The sequence below is a fragment of the Nonomuraea sp. NPDC004354 genome (genome assembly GCF_053602555.1).
This window is the reverse complement of record NZ_JBSGDV010000001.1, coordinates 117303-134804: the sequence shown is the minus strand read 5'-3', so window position 1 is coordinate 134804 and position 17502 is coordinate 117303. Positions and strand designations below refer to the sequence as shown.

Here is a 17502-nt window from a genome sequence, read left to right as displayed (position 1 = left end):
ACAAGGGAGTCGTTTCCCGAGCGGGGGTGACCGATCGTGGCAGAAGCGATGCCCAGCAACAGCGGCAGTACGACGACCACCGTGCCGCGAGCGAGGACACAGAACGACACCCTCGTCACCGAGCAGGGCAGGACCACCATCGCCGACGGCGTGGTCGCGAAGATCGCCGGACTCGCCGCGCGCGAGGTGGCCGGCGTCTACGACATGGGCGGCGGCGCCGGGCGCGCCATCGGCGCCATGCGCGGCATGGTCGGCGCGGAGCGGAGCGTCACCCAGGGCGTGCAGGTGGAGGTCGGCGAGCGCCAGGCGGCGGTCGACCTCGACCTCATCGTGGAGTACGGCGCGGCCATCCCCGACCTGGCCGGCGCCGTCCGCAGGAACGTGATAGCAGCCATCGAGCGCATGACCGGCCTCGAGGTGACCGAGGTGAACGTCAACGTGAACGACGTCCACCTGCCCGAGTCGGCCAGGCTCCCCGACAGCTCGGGCCAGCGGGAGTCGCGAGTCCAATGACCGACGACGGGCTGGCCCACGCCATCGCCGAGCGGGTGCGGAACTGCCCGGGCGTGTCGGCGCTCTCGGGCGGCCCGTACGGCACCGTGGCGACGTACCTTCCCGGCGAGCGGCTGGCCGGTGTGGCCGTCCGCGACGACCAGGTGGAGATCGCCATCGTCGCCAAGGGCGGCCGTCCCCTGTACATCACCGCCGACGAGGTGCGCATGGCCGTCGCGCCGCTGGTCGGCAGCCGCCCCGTCAACGTGGCGATCGACGACCTGGAGGACTGATGAGCACCATCCACGTGCTGCCGATCATCGGCATGGCCGTCGGCATCATCCTCGGCCTCACCGCCGCCTTCGGCGGCCTGAGCGCGTTCTTGCTGGTCCTCGTGCTGGGCGGGCTCGGGCTCCTGGTCGGTCGCATGGCCGAGACCGGCGCGATCGACCTGTCGGGCTTCACCTCGAGGCGACGATGACCACGAGCGCCTCGATCGTCATCCCTGCCCAGCGGGTGCCCGCCGAGCAGCGGGGCCGTACCCGCATCGGCGAGCGGGTCGTCTCCGGAATCGCCCTGCAGGCCGCCTGCGAGGTGGACATGGTGCGCGCGGTCGCCCGCCGGCACGCCCCCGTGGCCAGGGTCGACGGCGACCTGACCATGATCTGGCTGGACGTGGCGCTCGAGTACCCCTCGCTCATCTCCGCCGTGGCCGCGGAGATCAGGGGGCACGTCGCGCGCAGGGTGCTGGAGCTGACCGGCCTCGAGGTGGCGCAGGTCGACGTGCGCGTGACGAGCCTGGAGGTCCGGCCATGACGCTGCCGGCCCTACCGGAGGAGGAGGGGTGGCCGACGGTCCCGCATCCCGCGGCGCCCGGAGCGCAGCCCGTCCCGCCGCCTTATCCGGCCGCCGACCGGGCGGCGCGGCACGCGTTCAGGTCGTGCAGGACGATCCCGGCGTCCCTGGCCGCGCTGGCGCTGGCGGCGGTCGGGTTCGTCGCGGCCGTCGAGATCGTCACGACGCTCACCGGGCGGCCGGTGAGCTGGCTCCCGCAGGGTGTCCTGCTGTCGTGGGCGACGACGACGCGATGGGACCAGCCCGCGGTCCTCGCCGGGGCCGCCGTGCTGGTGCTCGTCGGACTCGTGCTGCTGGTCCTGGCCCTGCGCGGCGGGCGCGTCCGCACGGTGCCCGTGCACACCGGCGACCCCGACCTGGTCATCGGGCTGCGCCCGAGAGGGTTCGCCGCCGCGCTCGCCCGCGCGGCGGAGGACGTGCCCGGCGTGCACTCGGCCAAGGCCACCGTACGGCGGGGCAGCGTGACCGTCGTCGCCCGCGCCTCCGGCTGGGACGACGCCAGACTGTCGGAGGCCGTGCTGCACGCGGTGACCGCCAGGATCGAGGCGCTCGACCCTGTCGCCGACCACCGCGTGTCCGTCTCGATGAAGGAGCGGCGATGACGACGGGGCGCGGCAACCGTACCGGGCTGGCCGTCCTCGGTCTGCTGCTCGTCGTCGGCGGTGGCCTGGCGCTGGCGCGCGGGCTGCGCGTGCTGCCGCAGGACTGGGCGCCGGCGGCCGAGCCGCTGGTCGGCCGGCCGGTCATCGACTTCTTCGCCAGGTACTCGCCGTGGATCTGGTGGGCGCTGGCCGTGCTCGCGGTGATCGTGGCGCTGGTCGGGATGCGCTGGCTGGTGGCGCAGGGCCGTACGGACACGCTGGGAGAGATCAGGGTGGACAGCGGCACGGAGGGCGAGACCACGGTCGCCGCCCAGTCGGTGGCCAAGGCCGCCTCGACCGAGCTGTGCGCGCTGCCGTCGGTGCAGGCGGCCCGCGCGACGCTGGCGGGCGACAGGGACCGGCCCCGGCTGCGGCTGCGCGTGACCGCCGACGACAGGGTGCCGATCAGCGTGCTGCGGCACCAGCTGGCCACGGTGACCGTGCCGCACGTCATGCAGGCGCTGGCGACCGACCTGCTGCCGGCGGTGGCGCGGGTCGACCTGGAACGGCCGGCGCCGCCGAAGCGGGTGGTGAAATGACGAGGCGGGGCCCGCGCGGGACCCCGCCTCCGTTCGGTTACAGCATTCGGTTACAGCGGGACGACCTGCTCGGCCTGCAGCCCCTTGGGGCCGCGAGTGGTCTCGAACGAGACCCGCTGGTTCTCCTCGAGCGAGCGGTAGCCGCTGGTGGTGATGGCCGAGTAGTGGACGAAAACGTCCGCGCTACCGTCGTCGGGCGCGATGAACCCGAAGCCCTTCTCGGCGTTGAACCACTTCACGGTGCCTTCAGACAACTGCTTCTCCTTCTGATGAGCCTCGCCACTGTGCGCGAGGCTGCGTTGCGGACCCTACCCCGCATTCCGCGAGGTGGCAGTCCAAAGTGTGAAGCTCAGCGCCAATGGTGGGCAAAAAGATGACGTATGGGAGGGTGGATCCCATGTCCGTAGTGAAGATCAACGTGCTGTCCGTCCCGGCGGAGATGCGCGAGGAGCTCGAACGCCGCTTCTCGGGGCGGGCCGGGATGGTCGAGTCCTCCGACGGCTTCGAGTGGTTCGAGCTGCTGCGCCCCGTCGAGGGCACCGACACCTACCTCGTCTACACCCGCTGGCGCAGCGAGGAGGACTTCCAGAACTGGCAGTCCAGCAGGGCCTTCGAGGCCGGGCACGCGCAGGCCCAGGCCGACGCGCAGGGGCAGGCGCAGGGCCAGGGCCACGGGCACGGCCAGGGGCAGGGTCACGGTCACGGCCAGGGCCCCGCCGCCACGGGCTCGGAGCTCTGGTCCTTCGAGGTCGTCCAGAGCACGGGCCCCAAGTCCTAGGGGTCTAGCGGTCCAGCGGGTTGGCCGCCACGCGGGCGGCGAACCCGCCGCGCACGAACGTCGCCGCCAGGCTGTCCGGCTTGCGCTCGGCCTGGCTCTCGAAGCAGGCGACGAACTCCTTCGCGAGGCCGAGCCGCGGGTAACGCGCCAGCACCTCGTCGCGCAGCCCGGCGGGGATGGCCTCGGTGCCGCGTCCGGAGACGTCCATGCCGGTGGACAGTTCGAGCAGGTGCCCTTCGGGGTCCTTCTCGACGTCCACCTCGGCCCACATGTGCCGGACGATCACCTCGGCCGCGCGCTGCCGCCGCTCGACGGGCCAGCCGGCGCCCGCGCCGAACACCCACGCCACGTGCCCTCCCGCCTCCTCGAAGGGCACGGAGTGGTTGTCGAAGGCCTTCGCGAGGCCCAGATCGTGCAGCATCGCCGACACGTAGAGCAGCTCGGCGTCGAAGGAGATGCCACGGTCCCGCGCGTAGGCGGCGGCCCAGACGTAGGCGCGGACGGAGTGGTTGAGCAGCGCCGGCGTATGGAAGGCAGTGGCGACTTCGAGCGACATACGGCAGGCCGTCGTGTCGGGAATCACGATGTTCATGCCGTCACGATAACGATGTCCCATCCCAGCTTGACCAGGTGATCTTATTCCGGACAACATGTTCCGCCCCCTCGGTTCGTTCCGGAAGGATCTGGCGTGCGCCGCCTCGCTCTCCCCCTTGCCCTCCTGCTCGCCCTTGGAGGGCTGGTCCACCCCGCGAGCGCGGCCGTGAAACGCACCGCCGAGTGCCAGGGCGACTGGCTGCCCGCCACGCCGACCGCCGGTGACGTGATGAAGGGCGAGATCTCCTTCCTCGACCTGCCGCCCGTCAAGATCGGCCAGGACGTCGACTGGCGCACCAACCCCTACCGCAACCGGTCCTGGGGCATGGTGTTCCACTCCCTGCGCTGGATGGGCCGCCTGGTCGCCGAGTACGAGGGCAACGGCGACGCGCGCTATCTCGCCAGGGCCACCGAGATCGCCAAGGACTGGGTCAAGGACAACCCCCGCCGCTCCCCCGCCAGCCCCTACGCGTGGGCCGAGCACCCCATCGCCCTGCGCACCCCGGCCCTGGTGTGCCTGAGCAAGCACGTCGACGCCCCGTGGCTCAAGCAGAGCCTGGTCGAGCACGCCAGGGTCCTGGGCGACGACCGCCTCTACGAGTGGGGCCACAACCACGGCATCGACCAGGACATCGCGCTGCTCGGCATCGGCTGCCGCCTCGGCGACAGGCGCTGGCAGGACCACGCGATCAAGCGGCTGACCAAGACCGTGCGGCTCGACATCGACTCGCAGGGCGCGCTGATGGAGCAGGCCCCCCGCTACGCCATCTACGTCCACGACCGGCTCAAGGTCGCGATGGACAACCTCAAGGACTGCGGTCGCAAGGTGCCGGGCGAGATCGCCGGACGCTGGGGCAGGCTGGGCACCTTCATCATGCACTCCACCAGGCCCAACGGCTACATGGTGCCGATCGGCGACGGCGGCGCCGACCACGAGCCCACCGGCTTCCCCAACCCGTCGGAGAAGGTCAAGGTCTTCAAGGCCGGCTACGTGTACGGCAGGACCGCCTGGAACAAGCCCGAAGCGGCGCACTACTCCATCAGGTTCGGTCCGGGCACCAAATTCCACGGCCACGAGGACCACCTCGGCCTCACCTACTTCGCCCACGGCAGGGACGTGCTGGTCGACGCGGGCTTCCACTCCTACGAGTCCACCCGCTACAGGTACTGGACCATGTCCCCCGAGGCGCACAACGTCCCGACCGTGGTCGGCGCCCGCTTCCGGCCCAGGACCGCCACCAGGCTGGCGAAGACCTCCTACGACAAGGACAGGCAGCGCTACCAGCTCACCGACAAGGCGTACGGCGTCAGCCGTACCAGGTCGGTGCTCGTCAACCACGACCAGGACGTGATGGCCGTGCTCGACACGGCGGGCGGCGGCAAGAAGGTCAGCAGCATCTGGCGCTTCGACTCGGCGCTCAAGCAGGTCTCCAACGCCGGCGGCAAGGTGGTGCTGGGCGACGGCAAGTTCAAGGTCAGCCTGGTGCAGCTGGCGGACTGCAAGCCGCTCGGCGGGCAGAAGGTCGAGCGGGGCGGCACCCTCGGCTGGGTGTCGCCGACGTACATGTCCAAGAACCCCGCCACCGCGGTCGTCTCGCCCGCCGCGCGGTCCGTCCTGACGGTGATCGTGCCGGGCACGGACCAGCCCAAGGTGTCGTGCGCAGGGGGGAAGGTGACCGTGCAGGCCGCTGACGGCCCGGTCACCTTCAAGGCCTCGATCTTCTAGCCGTCACCGGCCCACCCGGCATCCCGGTCGAGTCCGGCCGGGGTTGGGCCGGGGTGGGCCGGGACCGCGGGCCGGGTCCGGCGTCCCGGATCCGCCGGCGCCCGCGGGTTCGCAACAGCTCGCGGGATTCGCTACAGCTCGCGGGATTCGCTACAGCTCGCGGCCCGAGCGCAGCAGGCCGAAGGTGACCGCCTGCTCCAGCGCCTGCCAGCTGGCCTCGATGATGTTCTCGTCGACGCCCACGGTCGCCCACTCGCCGCTCTCGTCGCTGGAGGTGATGAGGACGCGGGTGATGGCGCCCGTGCCGTGCGAGCCCTCCAGGATGCGGACCTTGTAGTCGACCAGCTCCAGCTTGGCCAGCTCGGGGTAGAGCTTCTCCAGCGCCAGCCGGACCGCCTTGTCCAGCGCGTTGACCGGGCCGTTGCCCTCGCCGGTGGCGACGATGCGCTCACCCTTGGCGTGGACCTTGACGGTGGCCTCGCTGATCACCTCGCCGCCCTTGGTGCGCTCCACGATCACCCGCCACGACTCGACCTCGAAGTGGCGCCTGCGGGCGCCGTGGACGGTGTCGCGCAGCAGCAGCTCGAAGGAGGCGTCGGCGGCCTCGAAGGTGTAGCCCTTGGCCTCCAGGTCCTTCACCCTGCCCACGAGCGTCTTGGTGGACTCGGGGGTCAGCTCGTAACCCAGCTCACGGCCCTTGAGCTCGACCGAGGCGCGGCCGGCCATGTCGGAGACCAGCATGCGCATGTCGTTGCCGACCAGCGCGGGGTCGATGTGCTGGTAGAGGTTCGGGTCGACCTTGATGGCGCTGGCGTGCAGGCCCGCCTTGTGCGCGAAGGCCGAAGTGCCCACGTAGGGGGCGTGGGAGTTGGGGGTCACGTTGGTGACCTCGGTGATCGCGTGGGCGATGCGGGTCATGTCGGCCAGCGCCGCCGCCGGCACCAGGTCGAACCCGCGCTTGAGCTGCAGGTTGGCCACGACGGTGAAGAGGTTGGCGTTGCCGGAGCGCTCGCCGTAGCCGTTGGCGCAGCCCTGCACGTGCGTGGCGCCCGCCTTCACGGCGGCCAGCGTGTTGGCCACCGCGCAGCCCGTGTCGTCGTGGCAGTGGATGCCGACGCGGGCACCGGTCTGCACGGCCGCGTGCACCACGTCGGCGAGCTCGTCGGGCAGCATGCCGCCGTTGGTGTCGCACAGGGCGATGACGTCGGCCCCGGCCTCGGCGGCGGTCCTCAGCACCTCCAGCGCGTAGGCTGGGTTGGAGTTGTAGCCGTCGAAGAAGTGCTCGGCGTCGAGGAAGACACGCTGACCCTCCGCACGAAGGTGAGAAACCGTGTCGCGGATCATCGCGAGGTTCTCCTGGAGACTCGTACGGAGGGCCAGCTCCACGTGCCGGTCGTGACTCTTGGCGACAAGGGTCACGACCGGCGCGCCGGATTCGCGCAGAGCGGCCACCAATGGGTCGTCGGCTGCCTTCACACCGGCCCGGCGGGTCGCGCCGAACGCGGCTAGCTGCGCGTGGTTCAGGTCGAGCTCGGTTCGAGCGCGCCTGAAGAACTCGGTGTCCTTGGGGTTGGCGCCGGGCCAGCCCCCCTCGATGAAGCCGACGCCCAGCCCGTCCAGGTGACGCGCGACAGCGAGCTTGTCGGCGACGCTGAGGTTCAGGCCCTCCTGCTGTGCGCCATCTCGCAGCGTGGTGTCGTAGACGTGGAAGCGGTCGTCGGCCATCGAGATCTCCTGAGGAAAAGAAAAAGACCCCTCACGGACGTGAGAGGTCTGCGCGCTGGCTCTGTCCTTGTCAGCCAGCGCGCCTGCCGATAATGAGCAGACCGAAGTACATGGTGCTAGCGAGTCTGCCATACGGACTCACCATCTGGCACATCGATCTCACACTCCGAGACATCAGACCGACGTGCCCTGGTCGTCGAGGGCCGACAGGTCACGGATGGGCCGCCCGTCGAGCAGCAGCGTCGGCGTGCCGTCGATCCTGATCCTGGCGTTGTCCTCGAGGTGCTGGTCGGCGTGCCGCTGCGTGGTCACGCACTCGGCGAACGCCGAGTCGGTCACGCCCGCCTTCCTGCCCGCCTCGACGAGTTCCTCCACCGAGTAGCCCGACGCCTGGCCGTGCGGGGTCGGCTGGATGGCGTACAGCTGGGAGCGGAAGGCCAGCCAGCTGGCGGAGGGAACGCAGCGCGCGGCGGCCGCGGCCCTGATGGAGTTCGAGCGCGACGGCTCCTCCCTGAAGATCGTCACGGCGTGGAAGACGACCCTGAGCCTGCCCTCGTCGACCATCTGCTCGATCTTGGCCTCCGAGGTGTCGTGCAGCTGCTTGCAGTAGGGGCAGTCGAAGTCCTCGAACACGTCGAGCACCGGCGCCTCGACACCCGGCCTGGCCAGCAGCATGGATCCGTCCGCCTGCCGGACGAGCCTGACCTCCGCCGCGGCGCTCCCCTTCGGGAGAGCGGCGATGATCAGCAGTCCCGCCAGGACGGCCAGCGCCACGAAAGCGGCCATCAACCGGGGACGACCCCGCTTCTCCTCCGTCAACTCCACGTATGGCTCCGCCCATAAGATCCGTTTTCGACCGCGTGTCAGCCTATCCGGGTGGGAAGAATGGGCCTCATGAAGGCGTCGTACCTCTCACCCGCCGTCGGGCAGTACATCATGTCCCACTCCACCCCGCCCGACGACCTGCTGGACCAGCTTGCCGCCGAGACCAGGGAAGTCACCGGCAGCCACGCCGGTATGCAGATCTCACCCGACCAAGGTCGCTTCCTCACCATGATCACACAACTGGTGCGGCCATCCCTGGCCGTGGAGGTCGGCACGTTCACCGGATACTCCTCGCTCTGCATCGCGCGCGGGCTGTCCGGCGGGCGGCTGCGCTGCTTCGACGTGAGCGAGGAGTGGACGTCGATCGCCAGGCGCTACTGGGAGAAGGCCGGGGTCGCCGCACGCATCACGCTCACCATCGGGCCGGCGGCCGACGCGTTGCGCGAGCTGAAGGAGGAGATCGGCCTGGCCTTCATCGACGCCGACAAGGCGCAGTACCCGACGTACTACGAACTGGTGATGGAGCGGCTCGGCCCCGGCGGGGTGATCATGGTGGACAACACGCTGTGGAACGGGCACGTCGCCGACCCGTCCTACGAGGACGCGGCGACGCGGAGCATGCGCGAGTTCAACGACCTGGTCAGGAACGACCCTCGCGTGACATCGGTGATCCTGCCGGTCGCGGACGGGCTGACGATGATTCGAAAGAATTAGCCAAAAGTCAGTCAAGCCTTGGCTACGATCCGTCGTGCGCTGAACACGTTGCGCTCGACCTCCCGGAGGGGATGATGGTCCCATGGCCAAGGTTCTGGAACGACCGACCACAGAGAAGCCGACAATGCAGGAGGCCTACCAACAGATCTGCGACCTGCTCCCCGACCACCGTGTCGAGGTCGTCGACGGCCGGATCGTGGTGAGCGACGTGCCGACCTGGGACCACAGCAAGATCGTCTCTCGACTGCTCAAGCTGATTTTCAGCGTGATCACCGAACACGATTGGGAGTTCGGCGAGCTGGTCAAGCTCTTCCTCGGCCCGCAGGCCGACCGCTACATCCCTGACCTGACCGTCGTGCCCGGCGACCCGCGCACCTGGGGAGACGACCAGATCTACGCCCAGGACACCAACCTGGTCGTGGAGGTGGTGTCGCCGTCCAGCGTCAACGACGACCACGTGGTCAAACCCCGCGAGTACGCCAAGGCGGGCGTCCCGCTCTATCTCCTCATCGATCCCGCCCGGGCAGTCGTGGTCCTCTTCAGCCTGCCGGGCGCGAGCGGCTACGCCCAGCGAACCCAGATCGCCCTGGGCAAGCCGCTGGAGCTGCCGCAGCCATGGGCGCTGACCATCGACACCGGCAAGCTCGTCGATCCAGGCACGCCGAAAACCGGTTCGCCCGGGTGACCTGGCCCCGTAAGAATGCCCGGCGTGCACCTTGTTCTCGAGACCGAGCGGCTGATCCTGCGCCGCCTCACCCCTGACGACCTCGACAACCTCGTCGAACTCGACAACGACCCCGACGTCATGCGCTTCCTCAACGGCGGCAAGCCCGTCGCCCGCGAGGAGATCAGGGACGTCACACTGCCCAGGCTCCTGGCCTACTACGAGCGGCCCGGCGGCTTCGGCTTCTGGGCGGCCGAGGAGAAGGCCACGGGCGAGTTCATCGGCTGGTTCCACTTCAGGCCGCAGCGGGACGCCCCTCCTGGCGAGATCGAGCTCGGCTACCGGCTGCGGAGGCCGGCGTGGGGCAAGGGCTTCGGCACCGAGGGCTCGCGCGCGCTCATCGAGCGCGGCTTCACCGAACAGGGCGTGGAGCGGGTGACCGCCTTCACGATGTCGGTGAACACCGGATCCAGGCGCGTGATGGAGAAGTCGGGGCTGCGGTTCGTACGGACCTTCTTCCAGGACTGGCCGGAGAGCATCGACGGGTCCGAGGAGGGCGAGGTCGAATACGCCCTGACCAAGGCCGAATGGGAAGCCGGCCGCAATTCCAGCTCGGCCCGGTGACCGAAAACAGACCCGAACAGATGCGATAAATTTATTTCCGCCTGCTATGCTGAGAAATAGGCAGCGTATTTCTTGTTAGCCTTCCTCGCGAGTCGCCCAACTCCCACCGCGAGGAATTTCTCATGTGTTATGACGCCGCCGCCCTTCCCCCCGTGCCCGGCCCCGCCGTCACCCAGGTCGCCGAGGCCGGCCCGATGACGCTCACCGCCACCGACGGCGCCCTGGTCGGCGCCTATCTCGCCCGTCCCGAACGGCCGTCGGGGGCGGCCGTGCTGGTACTGCCCGACAACAAGGGCCTGTCCGTCTTTTATGAAACGCTCACCATCCGGCTCGCCGAACAAGGGCATACCGCGCTGGCCATCGACTATTTCGCCCGCACCGCCGGCGTCGATTACCGCAGTCGCGGTGCCGAATTCGACGACATGGCCGTCCTCATGCCGCATCTGGTCCGCCTCACCCCCGCGGGACTCGACGCCGACATCAATGCGGCGGCCGAGCACGTGCGGTCGATCGGGGCCCGGTCGCTCTTCTCGCTCGGTTTCTGTTTCGGCGGGCGCCAGGCCTTCCGTTCCGCCGCCGCGCGGTTCGGGCTGGCGGGCGCCGTCGGCTTCTACGGGTTCCCCGACGCGATCAACGGCGCGCCCGGCCCCACCCAGCTCGCCGCCGACCTGACCGCCCCCATACTGGCCCTCTGGGGCGGAGCGGACGAGGCCATCCCGCCCGCCACGGTCGACGCCTTCGCCGAGGCTCTGACCACGGCCGGATGCCCGCACGAGTTCGTCACCTACCCCGGCGCGCCGCACGGCTTCTTCGAGCTCGCCGCCCGCGACTTCGCGGACGCGACGGCCGACGCGTGGCGCCGGACGCTTGACTTCGTCGGCACGCACGCCGGTCTCACCAGCGAAACGTGACGGGCTCACCTCGCCGGACAGGAGTGAGGCAGCTGCGCCTGGGGCACGGTCACCTCGCCGGACAGGGGTGGGGCAGCTGCGCGTGAGGGCAGCAGACGACGCCGAGACACAGATAGCGGCCGCCCTGGAGCCAGATCCCCCACTGCACGTCCACCCCGCGCGCCAGCAGGTCGGCCGCCTCCTCCAGCCGGTACTCCACTCCGATCCGCGCCTCCTGGTCAGGCCGCAGGAACGACCCTTCCGCGTGCGCGTACTGGGCGCGCAGCCAGGCCAGCACCTGGCCCACCTCGTCGCCGGTGAGCGAGATCCGCGAGCGGGGCTTCAACAGCCAGTCGCCGGTCCGCATGGGCGGCAGGTGCGAGCGGCTGAACAGGGCCGGGTCAGGTTCGGGAAGCGGATGGGCGGTCCCCGGCGGCCGGCCCGTCCCCGGCACGGGGCGGCGCTCCGCCTCCCGCCACAGCTCGTCGCCCACCCCCACCCAGCTGTAACAGTGCCAGTGCATGAGCTCCCCCTCGGGCGGCGCCGCTCAAGACCATCGTCTCTCTGACCGCCGGGCGGAGCGTGCCTTCTCGTCTCCGAGGGAGATTCCCTGGCAACGGGTGGGCCTACGCGAGGCGGGGCTCCGGTCGACCCGAAGGACGGACCGGAGCCCCGCGGCGGCAGGCCTGTCTCCTCGTCAGGAGAGCTTGTGGATCCAGTTGTGGGTGTCGGGGCGGGTGCCGTACTGGATGCCGAGCAGTTCCTCGCGCACCTTCATGGTCACGGGGCCGGGGGTGCCGTCGCCGATCGTCCAGGCGCGGTCCGCGCCCTTGACCGACCCGACCGGCGTCACGACCGCCGCCGTGCCGCACGCGAACACCTCGGTGAGTTCGCCCGACTCGCAGCCCGCCTGCCATTCCTCGATGGACAGGCGGCCCTCCTCGGCTTCGAGGCCGAGGTCGGCGGCCAGGGAGAGGATGGAGTCGCGGGTGATGCCGGGCAGCAGGGTGCCGGTCAGCTCGGGGGTGAAGAGCTTGTTGCCGAAGACGAAGAACAGGTTCATCCCGCCCATCTCCTCGACGTACCTGTGCTCGTTGGAGTCGAGCCAGACCACCTGGTCGCAGCCCTGCTCGACGGCCTGACGCTGGGCGACGAAGGCGGCCGCGTAGTTGCCGCCGCACTTGGCGGCGCCGGTGCCGCCGGGGGCGGCGCGGGTGTACTCGGTGGACAGCCACACCGACACCGGCTTCACGCCGCCGCTGAAGTAGGAGGCGGCGGGGGAGGCGATGACCATGTACCGGTAGCTCTTGGACGGGTAGTTGACGCCCAGCCCCACCTGCGTCGCGATGATGAAGGGCCGCAGGTAGAGGCTGTGTCCCTCGGTGGTGGGCACCCAGTCGCGGTCGGCCTGGACGAGCAGGTCGAGCGACTCGACGAAGGTGTCCTCGGGCAGTTCCGGCATGGCCATGCGGACGCAGGAGGCGTTGAAGCGGCCGGCGTTCGCGTAGGGCCGGAACGTCACGATCGACCCGGTGGCCTGGCGGTAGGCCTTGAGCCCCTCGAACAGCTCCTGCGCGTAGTGGAAGACGGAGGTGGCGGGGTCGAGGACGAGCGGCCCGTACGGCGTGAGCCGCGCGTCGTGCCAGCCCCTGCCCTCGGTGTAGTCGATCGAGATCATGTGATCGGTGAAGGTCTGTCCGAACCCCGGGTTCGCCAGTACCTGCTCGCGCTCCGCAGCGGTGCGAGCGTGGTCGGAGAGCTGCACATCGAAGCTGAGCTTCTGAGCGGTGGTCATGACAGAAATCCTTCTCTTTCCGCGAGATTTGCCCTGAGTCCATTTTGCGATGAACCGGGTAACGGGAACTTACAGCAAACGCCTGGCGTTCTCGCGAGCCGCCAGGCGCTGATTGTGGTATCCAGGCGGCTACGCGCTCGCCGGATCCCGGACAGTATGGACCCGGCCGAAGGGCGCCAGGCCGCCTATGGTGCTGGAGTGGCAGGCGGTCAGGCGCCGCCGGCTACTCGTGCGGTGATGTCGTCACCGATCTCGTGCGTCGTACGGCCGGCCCGTCCGGTGAGGCGCTCCACGATGTCGTCGGCGACGGCCTGCTCGACGCGGGCCGCCTCCTCGGTCAGGCCGAGGTGGTCGAGCATCATGGCCACCGACAGGATCGTGGCGGTGGGGTCGGCCTTGCCCTGGCCGGCGATGTCGGGCGCGCTGCCGTGGACCGGCTCGAACATGCTGGGCGCGGTCCGGTCGGGGTTGATGTTGCCGCTGGCGGCCAGCCCGATGCCGCCGGCGATGGCGGCGCCGATGTCGGTGATGATGTCGCCGAAGAGGTTGTCGGTGACGATCACGTCGAAGCGCTCGGGCTGGCTGACGAAGAACATCGAGGCCGCGTCGATGTGCTGGTAGTCGGTCGTGACCTGGGGGAACTCGGCGGCCACCCGGTTGACGGTGCGCATCCACAGGTCGCCGGCGTAGGTCAGCACGTTGGTCTTGTGGACCAGCGTGAGCTTCTTGCGGGGGCGCTCGGCGGCCTTGGCGAAGGCGTAGCGGACCACGCGCTCGACGCCGAAGGCGGTGTTGAGCGACTCCTGGGTGGCGATCTCGTGCGGGGTGCCGCGACGCAGCACGCCGCCGGCGCCCGCGTAGAGGCTCTCGGTGCCCTCGCGCACGACGATCATGTCGATGTCTTCGGGGCGGGTGTCGGCCAGCGGGGTGGTCACGCCGGGGAAGAGCTTCACCGGACGCAGGTTGACGTAGTGGTCGAGCTCGAAGCGGAGCCGCAGCAGCAGGTCGCGCTCGAGGACGCCCGGCGGGACGCTGGGGTCGCCGATCGCGCCGAGCAGGATGGCGTCGTAGCCGCGCAGCTCCTGCAGGGTCTCGTCGGTCAGGGTTTCGCCGGTGGCGTTGTAGCGAGTGGCGCCCAGATCGTAGTGGGTGGTCTCGATCTTGGCGCCGACCGCCTCCAGGACCTTGAGCCCCTCGGCGACGACCTCGGTGCCGATCCCGTCACCGGGGATGACGGCCAGACGAATGTTGCGCGACTCCATGGCCGGTACCTTACCGGGTCGTCTCGGCTGGCGAACACCTGATCTCATTGTCCGGACACGGCGTTTTGTCGTGTTTGCGGTCTTTTGACCCTTTCGTTAGAGTCTCGGCCAGCCTAATCCGGTGCGACGTTCGCACGGAGCCGGGGACCCATTCCCCCTGGGGCGAATCGGCACCCCCATGCCGTAGGGCGGCTTCCACGCCCGAGCCCGTCAGCTAACCCGGTCGGCCCCGTGGAAGGACATTCCCCTGTCTCGCATCATCACGGCTGCCGTCGTCGGCGGCCTCCTCGCCACAGGTATCGCCGCCGCCTCCCCCGCGTCGGCCGCCCCCACCCCGGTCCTGAAGCAGCCGGTCACGGCCGAACCCGGCACCGACCGGCCCGTCCAGGACGACCCCGCTCGTACGGTGACCCTCACCGGAGCGGACATCAAGAAGGCCCAGCTCGAGAAGGCACCCAAGCCCGCATGGCAGATCGCGCTCGACTTCGCGATGGCCAAGCGGGGCACGCCGTACGTCTGGGGCGGCACCGGGCCGAACGGCTACGACTGCTCAGGACTGACGATGAAGGCCTACAAGAAGGCGGGGATCGAGCTTCCTCGCGTGGCCGCCGACCAGTACCAGGCGTACGACAAGAAGATCACGTGGAACAACCTGAAGCCCGGCGACCTGGTCTTCTTCAGCGGACTGGGCCACGTCGGGATGATCTCCAAGCCCGGCTACATGGTGCACGCGCCGCACAGCGGTGACGTGGTGAAGGAGGAGAAGCTCAGCGCGTGGCGGCGCCAGGCGTTCGTCGGCGCGGTACGGCCCGACCCCAAGGGCGTGAAGCAGCAGGCGCGACTCGTCGAGGCGAAGTCCTCGTCCGCGCCCGTGGGGCTACGAGCCACGTTCTGACCCGTCGGAGCGCGCGTCAGCCCGGGAACCGGAGGCGGTTTCCGGGCTGACGCGCGCCCGGAGGGGGATCCGGGGTCTCCCCGGTGGAGCAGGGGGACCTCCACCGGGTGGTCCCGCTCAACGGGGGAAGCCGGCCGGCGCCCCCAGGGGAAAAGGGTGGTCCCACCCAGCGGGGGAAGGGTGGTGTCCCGCCCAGCGGGGAAAGGGGCGGTCCCGCTCAGCCGGGGAAGGGGGAACCGCCGTTGTCCCTGCGGTCCAGGGCGGTCTGGAGGGCCTGCGCGGCCTCTTCCTCGTGGTCGTCGGCGCGGTTCCATGGATACATGTCGTACACGTGGCTCATCTCGTTTCGCGGACGCGAGTGAAATCGGACGTCGGATCCCGGTCGCGAATCCGACCGGGCCTGGTCTCGTGCGGTCCGGATCACGGACCGGACGAAAGGGGACTTAAGGCCGACGCAACGCCGCTCACCGCGACGGGTAGTCGACCTGCCCTAACAGGCCCCGTCGCGGCAGGTAATAAGTACGAGTACCCAGCGCATCCCTACCAAAGTACCTGGCACGGTCCAGGCTGTCTCGTTGGACGTCCGAATATCTCACGATGCGAGACGACAGCGGAAAGAAAGAACGCCCTCCCGCCGAGCGGCGGAAGGGCGTTCTCCATGGGAAGCGTCAATCGGACAGGTCGACCGAGCGCCCGCTGTCGGCGCCGATCTCCGCCACGATCTGGTCCATCACGTCCGACGGGATCGCCGAGTCGACGGTCAGCGCGATCAGCGCCTTGCCGCCCTTGACGTCCCGCGCCACCTGCATGGAGGCGATGTTGATGCCCTTCTCGCCGAGCAGGTGACCCACGACGCCGACGATGCCGGGCCGGTCGGTGTAGGTGAAGAAGGCCAGGTGGTCGGTCGGCTCGATCTCCATCTCGTAGCCGTTGACCTCGACGATCTTGGTGATCTGGCGCGGCCCCGACAGCGTGCCCGACACCGAGACGGTGCGGCCGTCGGCCAGCACACCGCGCACGCCGACGACGTTGCGCCAGTCGGGGCTCTCGGAGCTGGTGACCAGCTCGACGGTCAGGCTGCGCTCCTTGGCCAGCAGCGGCGCGTTGACGTAGGTGACGGCGTCCTCGACGATGTCGGTGAAGACGCCCTTGAGCGCGGCCAGCTCCAGCACCCGCACGTCCTGCGCGGCGATCTCGCCACGGACCTCGATGTCGAGCTTGGTGGCGGTCTCACCGGCGAGCGCGGTGAAGACGCGGCCCAGCTTCTCGGCCAGCGGCAGGCCCGGCTTGACGTCCTCGGCGACGACGCCGCCCTGGACGTTGACCGCGTCGGGCACGAACTCGCCGGCGAGGGCCAGCTTGACGCTGCGGGCGACCTGGGTGCCGGCCTTCTCCTGGGCCTCGTGGGTGGAGGCGCCGAGGTGCGGGGTGGCGACGACCTGGTCCAGCTCGAACAGCGGGCTGTCGGTGCAGGGCTCCTTGGCGAACACGTCCAGGCCCGCGCCTGCCACGCGCCCTTCCTTGATCGCGGAGTAGAGCGCGGCCTCGTCGACGATGCCGCCGCGGGCCACGTTGATGATGCGCACCGACGGCTTGACCTCGTGCAGCTCCTTGTCGCCGATGAGACCCAGGGTCTCCTTCGACTTCGGCAGGTGCACGGTGATGAAGTCGGCGGTCCTGATGACCTCCTCGAGGCTGACCAGCTTGACGCCCATCGCCGCGGCGCGGGCCGGCGGCAGGTAGGGATCGTAGGCGATCAGCTCGACGCCGAACGGCTGCAGCCGCTGGGCCACGAGCTGACCGATCTTGCCGAGGCCGAGGATGCCGACGATCTTCTCGTCGAGCTCGACGCCGGTGTACTTGGACCGCTTCCACTCGCCGTTCTTGAGCGCGGCGTGGGCCTGCGCGGTGTTGCGGGCGCTGGCGAGGATGAGTGCGATCGTCTGCTCGGCGGCGCTGGTGATGTTGGAGGTCGGCGCGTTCACGACCATGACGCCGGCCTTCGTCGCCGCCTCGACGTCGACGTTGTCGAGACCGACACCCGCGCGGGCGACGACGCGCAGTTTCGGCGCCGCGGCGATGGCCTCGGCGTCCACCTGGGTGGCGGAACGGACGATGAGCGCGTCCACGTCGGCGAGCGCGGGCAGGAACTGCGAGCGGTCGGCGCCATCGGTGTGACGGACCTCGAAGTCGGCGCCGAGCACCGCGAGACCTGCTTCCGACAGCTCCTCTGCGACCAGAACGACGGGCTTGTTCACTGTGATGGATCCTTCGGGCATGCGACGGGCTGAGGGACACGTCAGCGGGCCCCTCGGATCTCTCTGAGTCTATCTAGGCTTGTGAACGCATTCACGAGGGTCTCAGGATCTGGGCGAGCCCGGTACCCACCCCCCGGGAACTCATCCCGACCGCAGCCAACTTTGTCTTGATCGGGAGATTTCTTCGCTATTAGCCTGATAAGCCGTGGGCTACTACCTATCGTT

At 69.6% G+C, this 17502-nt stretch carries 22 protein-coding genes and 1 riboswitch; of the genes, 13 read left to right on the top strand and 9 right to left on the bottom strand.

Features of this window, described 5'->3' with window-relative positions; all coding sequences use genetic code 11:
• Window positions 1-48: 48 nt before the first annotated feature.
• Genes ACWENQ_RS00565 through ACWENQ_RS00540 form a run of 6 tightly spaced genes read left to right on the top strand, consistent with a single transcriptional unit; the run spans window position 49 to window position 2527 of the window.
• Window positions 49-513 carry an Asp23/Gls24 family envelope stress response protein gene (locus ACWENQ_RS00565; protein ID WP_452412975.1) on the top strand — a complete coding sequence of 155 codons (465 nt, stop codon included), beginning with the start codon at window positions 49-51 and terminating at the stop codon, window positions 511-513.
• Window positions 510-785, top strand: coding sequence for a hypothetical protein (locus ACWENQ_RS00560; RefSeq protein ID WP_354909634.1), 276 nt, complete (start codon window positions 510-512; stop codon window positions 783-785). The genes ACWENQ_RS00565 and ACWENQ_RS00560 overlap by 4 nt, the downstream gene beginning before the upstream one ends.
• Window positions 785-973, top strand: coding sequence for a DUF2273 domain-containing protein (locus tag ACWENQ_RS00555; protein WP_449928724.1), 189 nt, complete (start codon window positions 785-787; stop codon window positions 971-973). The genes ACWENQ_RS00560 and ACWENQ_RS00555 overlap by 1 nt, the downstream gene beginning before the upstream one ends.
• Window positions 970-1308, top strand: a complete 339-nt coding sequence (locus tag ACWENQ_RS00550) for an Asp23/Gls24 family envelope stress response protein (RefSeq protein WP_449928726.1) — start codon at window positions 970-972, stop codon at window positions 1306-1308. Before ACWENQ_RS00555 ends, ACWENQ_RS00550 begins: the two co-directional genes overlap by 4 nt.
• On the top strand, window positions 1305-1949 hold the full coding sequence (locus tag ACWENQ_RS00545; RefSeq protein WP_452412463.1) for a DUF6286 domain-containing protein: 645 nt from the start codon (window positions 1305-1307) through the stop codon (window positions 1947-1949). Before ACWENQ_RS00550 ends, ACWENQ_RS00545 begins: the two co-directional genes overlap by 4 nt.
• Complete coding sequence (locus ACWENQ_RS00540) at window positions 1946-2527, top strand: hypothetical protein (RefSeq protein WP_452412462.1); 582 nt, start codon at window positions 1946-1948, stop codon at window positions 2525-2527. Before ACWENQ_RS00545 ends, ACWENQ_RS00540 begins: the two co-directional genes overlap by 4 nt.
• Before the next feature lie 50 nt (window positions 2528-2577).
• Here ACWENQ_RS00540 and ACWENQ_RS00535 read toward each other — a convergent pair whose 3' ends face one another.
• Entirely contained in the window at window positions 2578-2781 is a 204-nt protein-coding gene (locus ACWENQ_RS00535; RefSeq protein WP_449928732.1) for a cold-shock protein, read from the bottom strand.
• A 143-nt stretch (window positions 2782-2924) separates the two neighbouring features.
• Here ACWENQ_RS00535 and ACWENQ_RS00530 point away from each other — a divergent pair, with 143 nt between their 5' ends.
• A complete protein-coding gene (locus ACWENQ_RS00530; RefSeq protein WP_449928734.1) occupies window positions 2925-3305 on the top strand; it encodes an antibiotic biosynthesis monooxygenase family protein in 381 nt (126 codons plus the stop codon).
• Between the two features lie 4 nt (window positions 3306-3309).
• Here the strand turns inward: ACWENQ_RS00530 and ACWENQ_RS00525 are convergent, their stop codons facing one another.
• Complete coding sequence (locus tag ACWENQ_RS00525) at window positions 3310-3897, bottom strand: HD domain-containing protein (protein ID WP_452412460.1); 588 nt, start codon at window positions 3895-3897, stop codon at window positions 3310-3312.
• A 96-nt stretch (window positions 3898-3993) separates the two neighbouring features.
• Here ACWENQ_RS00525 and ACWENQ_RS00520 point away from each other — a divergent pair, with 96 nt between their 5' ends.
• The gene (locus tag ACWENQ_RS00520) at window positions 3994-5625 is read left to right on the top strand and encodes a heparinase II/III family protein (protein WP_452412458.1); all 1632 of its coding nucleotides are present in this window, start codon (window positions 3994-3996) and stop codon (window positions 5623-5625) included.
• A 150-nt stretch (window positions 5626-5775) separates the two neighbouring features.
• Here the strand turns inward: ACWENQ_RS00520 and cimA are convergent, their stop codons facing one another.
• Together cimA and ACWENQ_RS00510 are read right to left on the bottom strand one after the other, a co-directional pair.
• The gene (cimA, locus tag ACWENQ_RS00515; protein WP_354909650.1) at window positions 5776-7350 is read right to left on the bottom strand and encodes a citramalate synthase; all 1575 of its coding nucleotides are present in this window, start codon (window positions 7348-7350) and stop codon (window positions 5776-5778) included.
• Window positions 7351-7524: 174 nt separating this feature from the next.
• The gene (locus ACWENQ_RS00510) at window positions 7525-8175 is read right to left on the bottom strand and encodes a DsbA family protein (RefSeq protein WP_449928741.1); all 651 of its coding nucleotides are present in this window, start codon (window positions 8173-8175) and stop codon (window positions 7525-7527) included.
• A gap of 69 nt (window positions 8176-8244) precedes the next feature.
• Here ACWENQ_RS00510 and ACWENQ_RS00505 point away from each other — a divergent pair, with 69 nt between their 5' ends.
• The 4 genes from ACWENQ_RS00505 to ACWENQ_RS00490 all read left to right on the top strand — a co-directional run bounded on the left by ACWENQ_RS00505 (window position 8245) and on the right by ACWENQ_RS00490 (window position 11088).
• A complete protein-coding gene (locus ACWENQ_RS00505; protein ID WP_452412456.1) occupies window positions 8245-8889 on the top strand; it encodes an O-methyltransferase in 645 nt (214 codons plus the stop codon).
• Window positions 8890-9013: 124 nt separating this feature from the next.
• On the top strand, window positions 9014-9574 hold the full coding sequence (locus tag ACWENQ_RS00500; RefSeq protein WP_449928745.1) for a Uma2 family endonuclease: 561 nt from the start codon (window positions 9014-9016) through the stop codon (window positions 9572-9574).
• 15 nt (window positions 9575-9589) lie between these two features.
• Window positions 9590-10177: a GNAT family N-acetyltransferase gene (locus ACWENQ_RS00495; RefSeq protein WP_452412455.1), complete on the top strand. Its 588-nt coding sequence runs from the start codon at window positions 9590-9592 to the stop codon at window positions 10175-10177.
• A gap of 122 nt (window positions 10178-10299) precedes the next feature.
• Entirely contained in the window at window positions 10300-11088 is a 789-nt protein-coding gene (locus ACWENQ_RS00490) for a dienelactone hydrolase family protein (protein ID WP_452412453.1), read from the top strand.
• Window positions 11089-11137: 49 nt separating this feature from the next.
• On the opposite strand, the gene ACWENQ_RS00485 is transcribed toward ACWENQ_RS00490, so the two are convergent.
• From ACWENQ_RS00485 to ACWENQ_RS00475, 3 genes are all read right to left on the bottom strand, one after another.
• The gene (locus ACWENQ_RS00485) at window positions 11138-11590 is read right to left on the bottom strand and encodes a hypothetical protein (RefSeq protein ID WP_452412451.1); all 453 of its coding nucleotides are present in this window, start codon (window positions 11588-11590) and stop codon (window positions 11138-11140) included.
• 174 nt (window positions 11591-11764) lie between these two features.
• Window positions 11765-12862 carry a branched-chain amino acid aminotransferase gene (locus tag ACWENQ_RS00480; RefSeq protein ID WP_449928753.1) on the bottom strand — a complete coding sequence of 366 codons (1098 nt, stop codon included), beginning with the start codon at window positions 12860-12862 and terminating at the stop codon, window positions 11765-11767.
• A 209-nt stretch (window positions 12863-13071) separates the two neighbouring features.
• Window positions 13072-14124 carry a 3-isopropylmalate dehydrogenase gene (locus ACWENQ_RS00475; RefSeq protein WP_354909669.1) on the bottom strand — a complete coding sequence of 351 codons (1053 nt, stop codon included), beginning with the start codon at window positions 14122-14124 and terminating at the stop codon, window positions 13072-13074.
• A gap of 100 nt (window positions 14125-14224) precedes the next feature.
• Window positions 14225-14368, top strand: a riboswitch (cyclic di-AMP (ydaO/yuaA leader).
• Window positions 14369-14530: 162 nt separating this feature from the next.
• On the opposite strand from ACWENQ_RS00475, the gene ACWENQ_RS00470 reads away from it, so the two are divergent.
• The gene (locus ACWENQ_RS00470; protein ID WP_354909672.1) at window positions 14531-15019 is read left to right on the top strand and encodes a C40 family peptidase; all 489 of its coding nucleotides are present in this window, start codon (window positions 14531-14533) and stop codon (window positions 15017-15019) included.
• Window positions 15020-15236: 217 nt separating this feature from the next.
• Here the strand turns inward: ACWENQ_RS00470 and ACWENQ_RS00465 are convergent, their stop codons facing one another.
• Both ACWENQ_RS00465 and serA read right to left on the bottom strand, forming a co-directional pair.
• A complete protein-coding gene (locus ACWENQ_RS00465) occupies window positions 15237-15359 on the bottom strand; it encodes a hypothetical protein (protein WP_354909674.1) in 123 nt (40 codons plus the stop codon).
• Between the two features lie 328 nt (window positions 15360-15687).
• Complete coding sequence (serA, locus tag ACWENQ_RS00460) at window positions 15688-17277, bottom strand: phosphoglycerate dehydrogenase (RefSeq protein ID WP_449928757.1); 1590 nt, start codon at window positions 17275-17277, stop codon at window positions 15688-15690.
• Window positions 17278-17502 lie beyond the last annotated feature (225 nt).

Bases quoted from the DNA above. Each gene is read 5' to 3' on its own strand.
- ACWENQ_RS00565 (WP_452412975.1), top strand. From the start codon at position 49: ATGCCCAGCAACAGCGGCAGTACGACGACCACCGTGCCGCGAGCGAGG.
- ACWENQ_RS00560 (WP_354909634.1), top strand. From the start codon at position 510: ATGACCGACGACGGGCTGGCCCACGCCATCGCCGAGCGGGTGCGGAAC.
- ACWENQ_RS00555 (WP_449928724.1), top strand. From the start codon at position 785: ATGAGCACCATCCACGTGCTGCCGATCATCGGCATGGCCGTCGGCATC.
- ACWENQ_RS00550 (WP_449928726.1), top strand. From the start codon at position 970: ATGACCACGAGCGCCTCGATCGTCATCCCTGCCCAGCGGGTGCCCGCC.
- ACWENQ_RS00545 (WP_452412463.1), top strand. From the start codon at position 1,305: ATGACGCTGCCGGCCCTACCGGAGGAGGAGGGGTGGCCGACGGTCCCG.
- ACWENQ_RS00540 (WP_452412462.1), top strand. From the start codon at position 1,946: ATGACGACGGGGCGCGGCAACCGTACCGGGCTGGCCGTCCTCGGTCTG.
- ACWENQ_RS00530 (WP_449928734.1), top strand. From the start codon at position 2,925: ATGTCCGTAGTGAAGATCAACGTGCTGTCCGTCCCGGCGGAGATGCGC.
- ACWENQ_RS00525 (WP_452412460.1), bottom strand. From the start codon at position 3,897: ATGAACATCGTGATTCCCGACACGACGGCCTGCCGTATGTCGCTCGAA.
- cimA (WP_354909650.1), bottom strand. From the start codon at position 7,350: ATGGCCGACGACCGCTTCCACGTCTACGACACCACGCTGCGAGATGGC.
- ACWENQ_RS00505 (WP_452412456.1), top strand. From the start codon at position 8,245: ATGAAGGCGTCGTACCTCTCACCCGCCGTCGGGCAGTACATCATGTCC.
- ACWENQ_RS00500 (WP_449928745.1), top strand. From the start codon at position 9,014: ATGCAGGAGGCCTACCAACAGATCTGCGACCTGCTCCCCGACCACCGT.
- ACWENQ_RS00495 (WP_452412455.1), top strand. From the start codon at position 9,590: ATGCCCGGCGTGCACCTTGTTCTCGAGACCGAGCGGCTGATCCTGCGC.
- ACWENQ_RS00490 (WP_452412453.1), top strand. From the start codon at position 10,300: ATGTGTTATGACGCCGCCGCCCTTCCCCCCGTGCCCGGCCCCGCCGTC.
- ACWENQ_RS00485 (WP_452412451.1), bottom strand. From the start codon at position 11,590: ATGCACTGGCACTGTTACAGCTGGGTGGGGGTGGGCGACGAGCTGTGG.
- ACWENQ_RS00480 (WP_449928753.1), bottom strand. From the start codon at position 12,862: ATGACCACCGCTCAGAAGCTCAGCTTCGATGTGCAGCTCTCCGACCAC.
- ACWENQ_RS00475 (WP_354909669.1), bottom strand. From the start codon at position 14,124: ATGGAGTCGCGCAACATTCGTCTGGCCGTCATCCCCGGTGACGGGATC.
- ACWENQ_RS00465 (WP_354909674.1), bottom strand. From the start codon at position 15,359: ATGAGCCACGTGTACGACATGTATCCATGGAACCGCGCCGACGACCAC.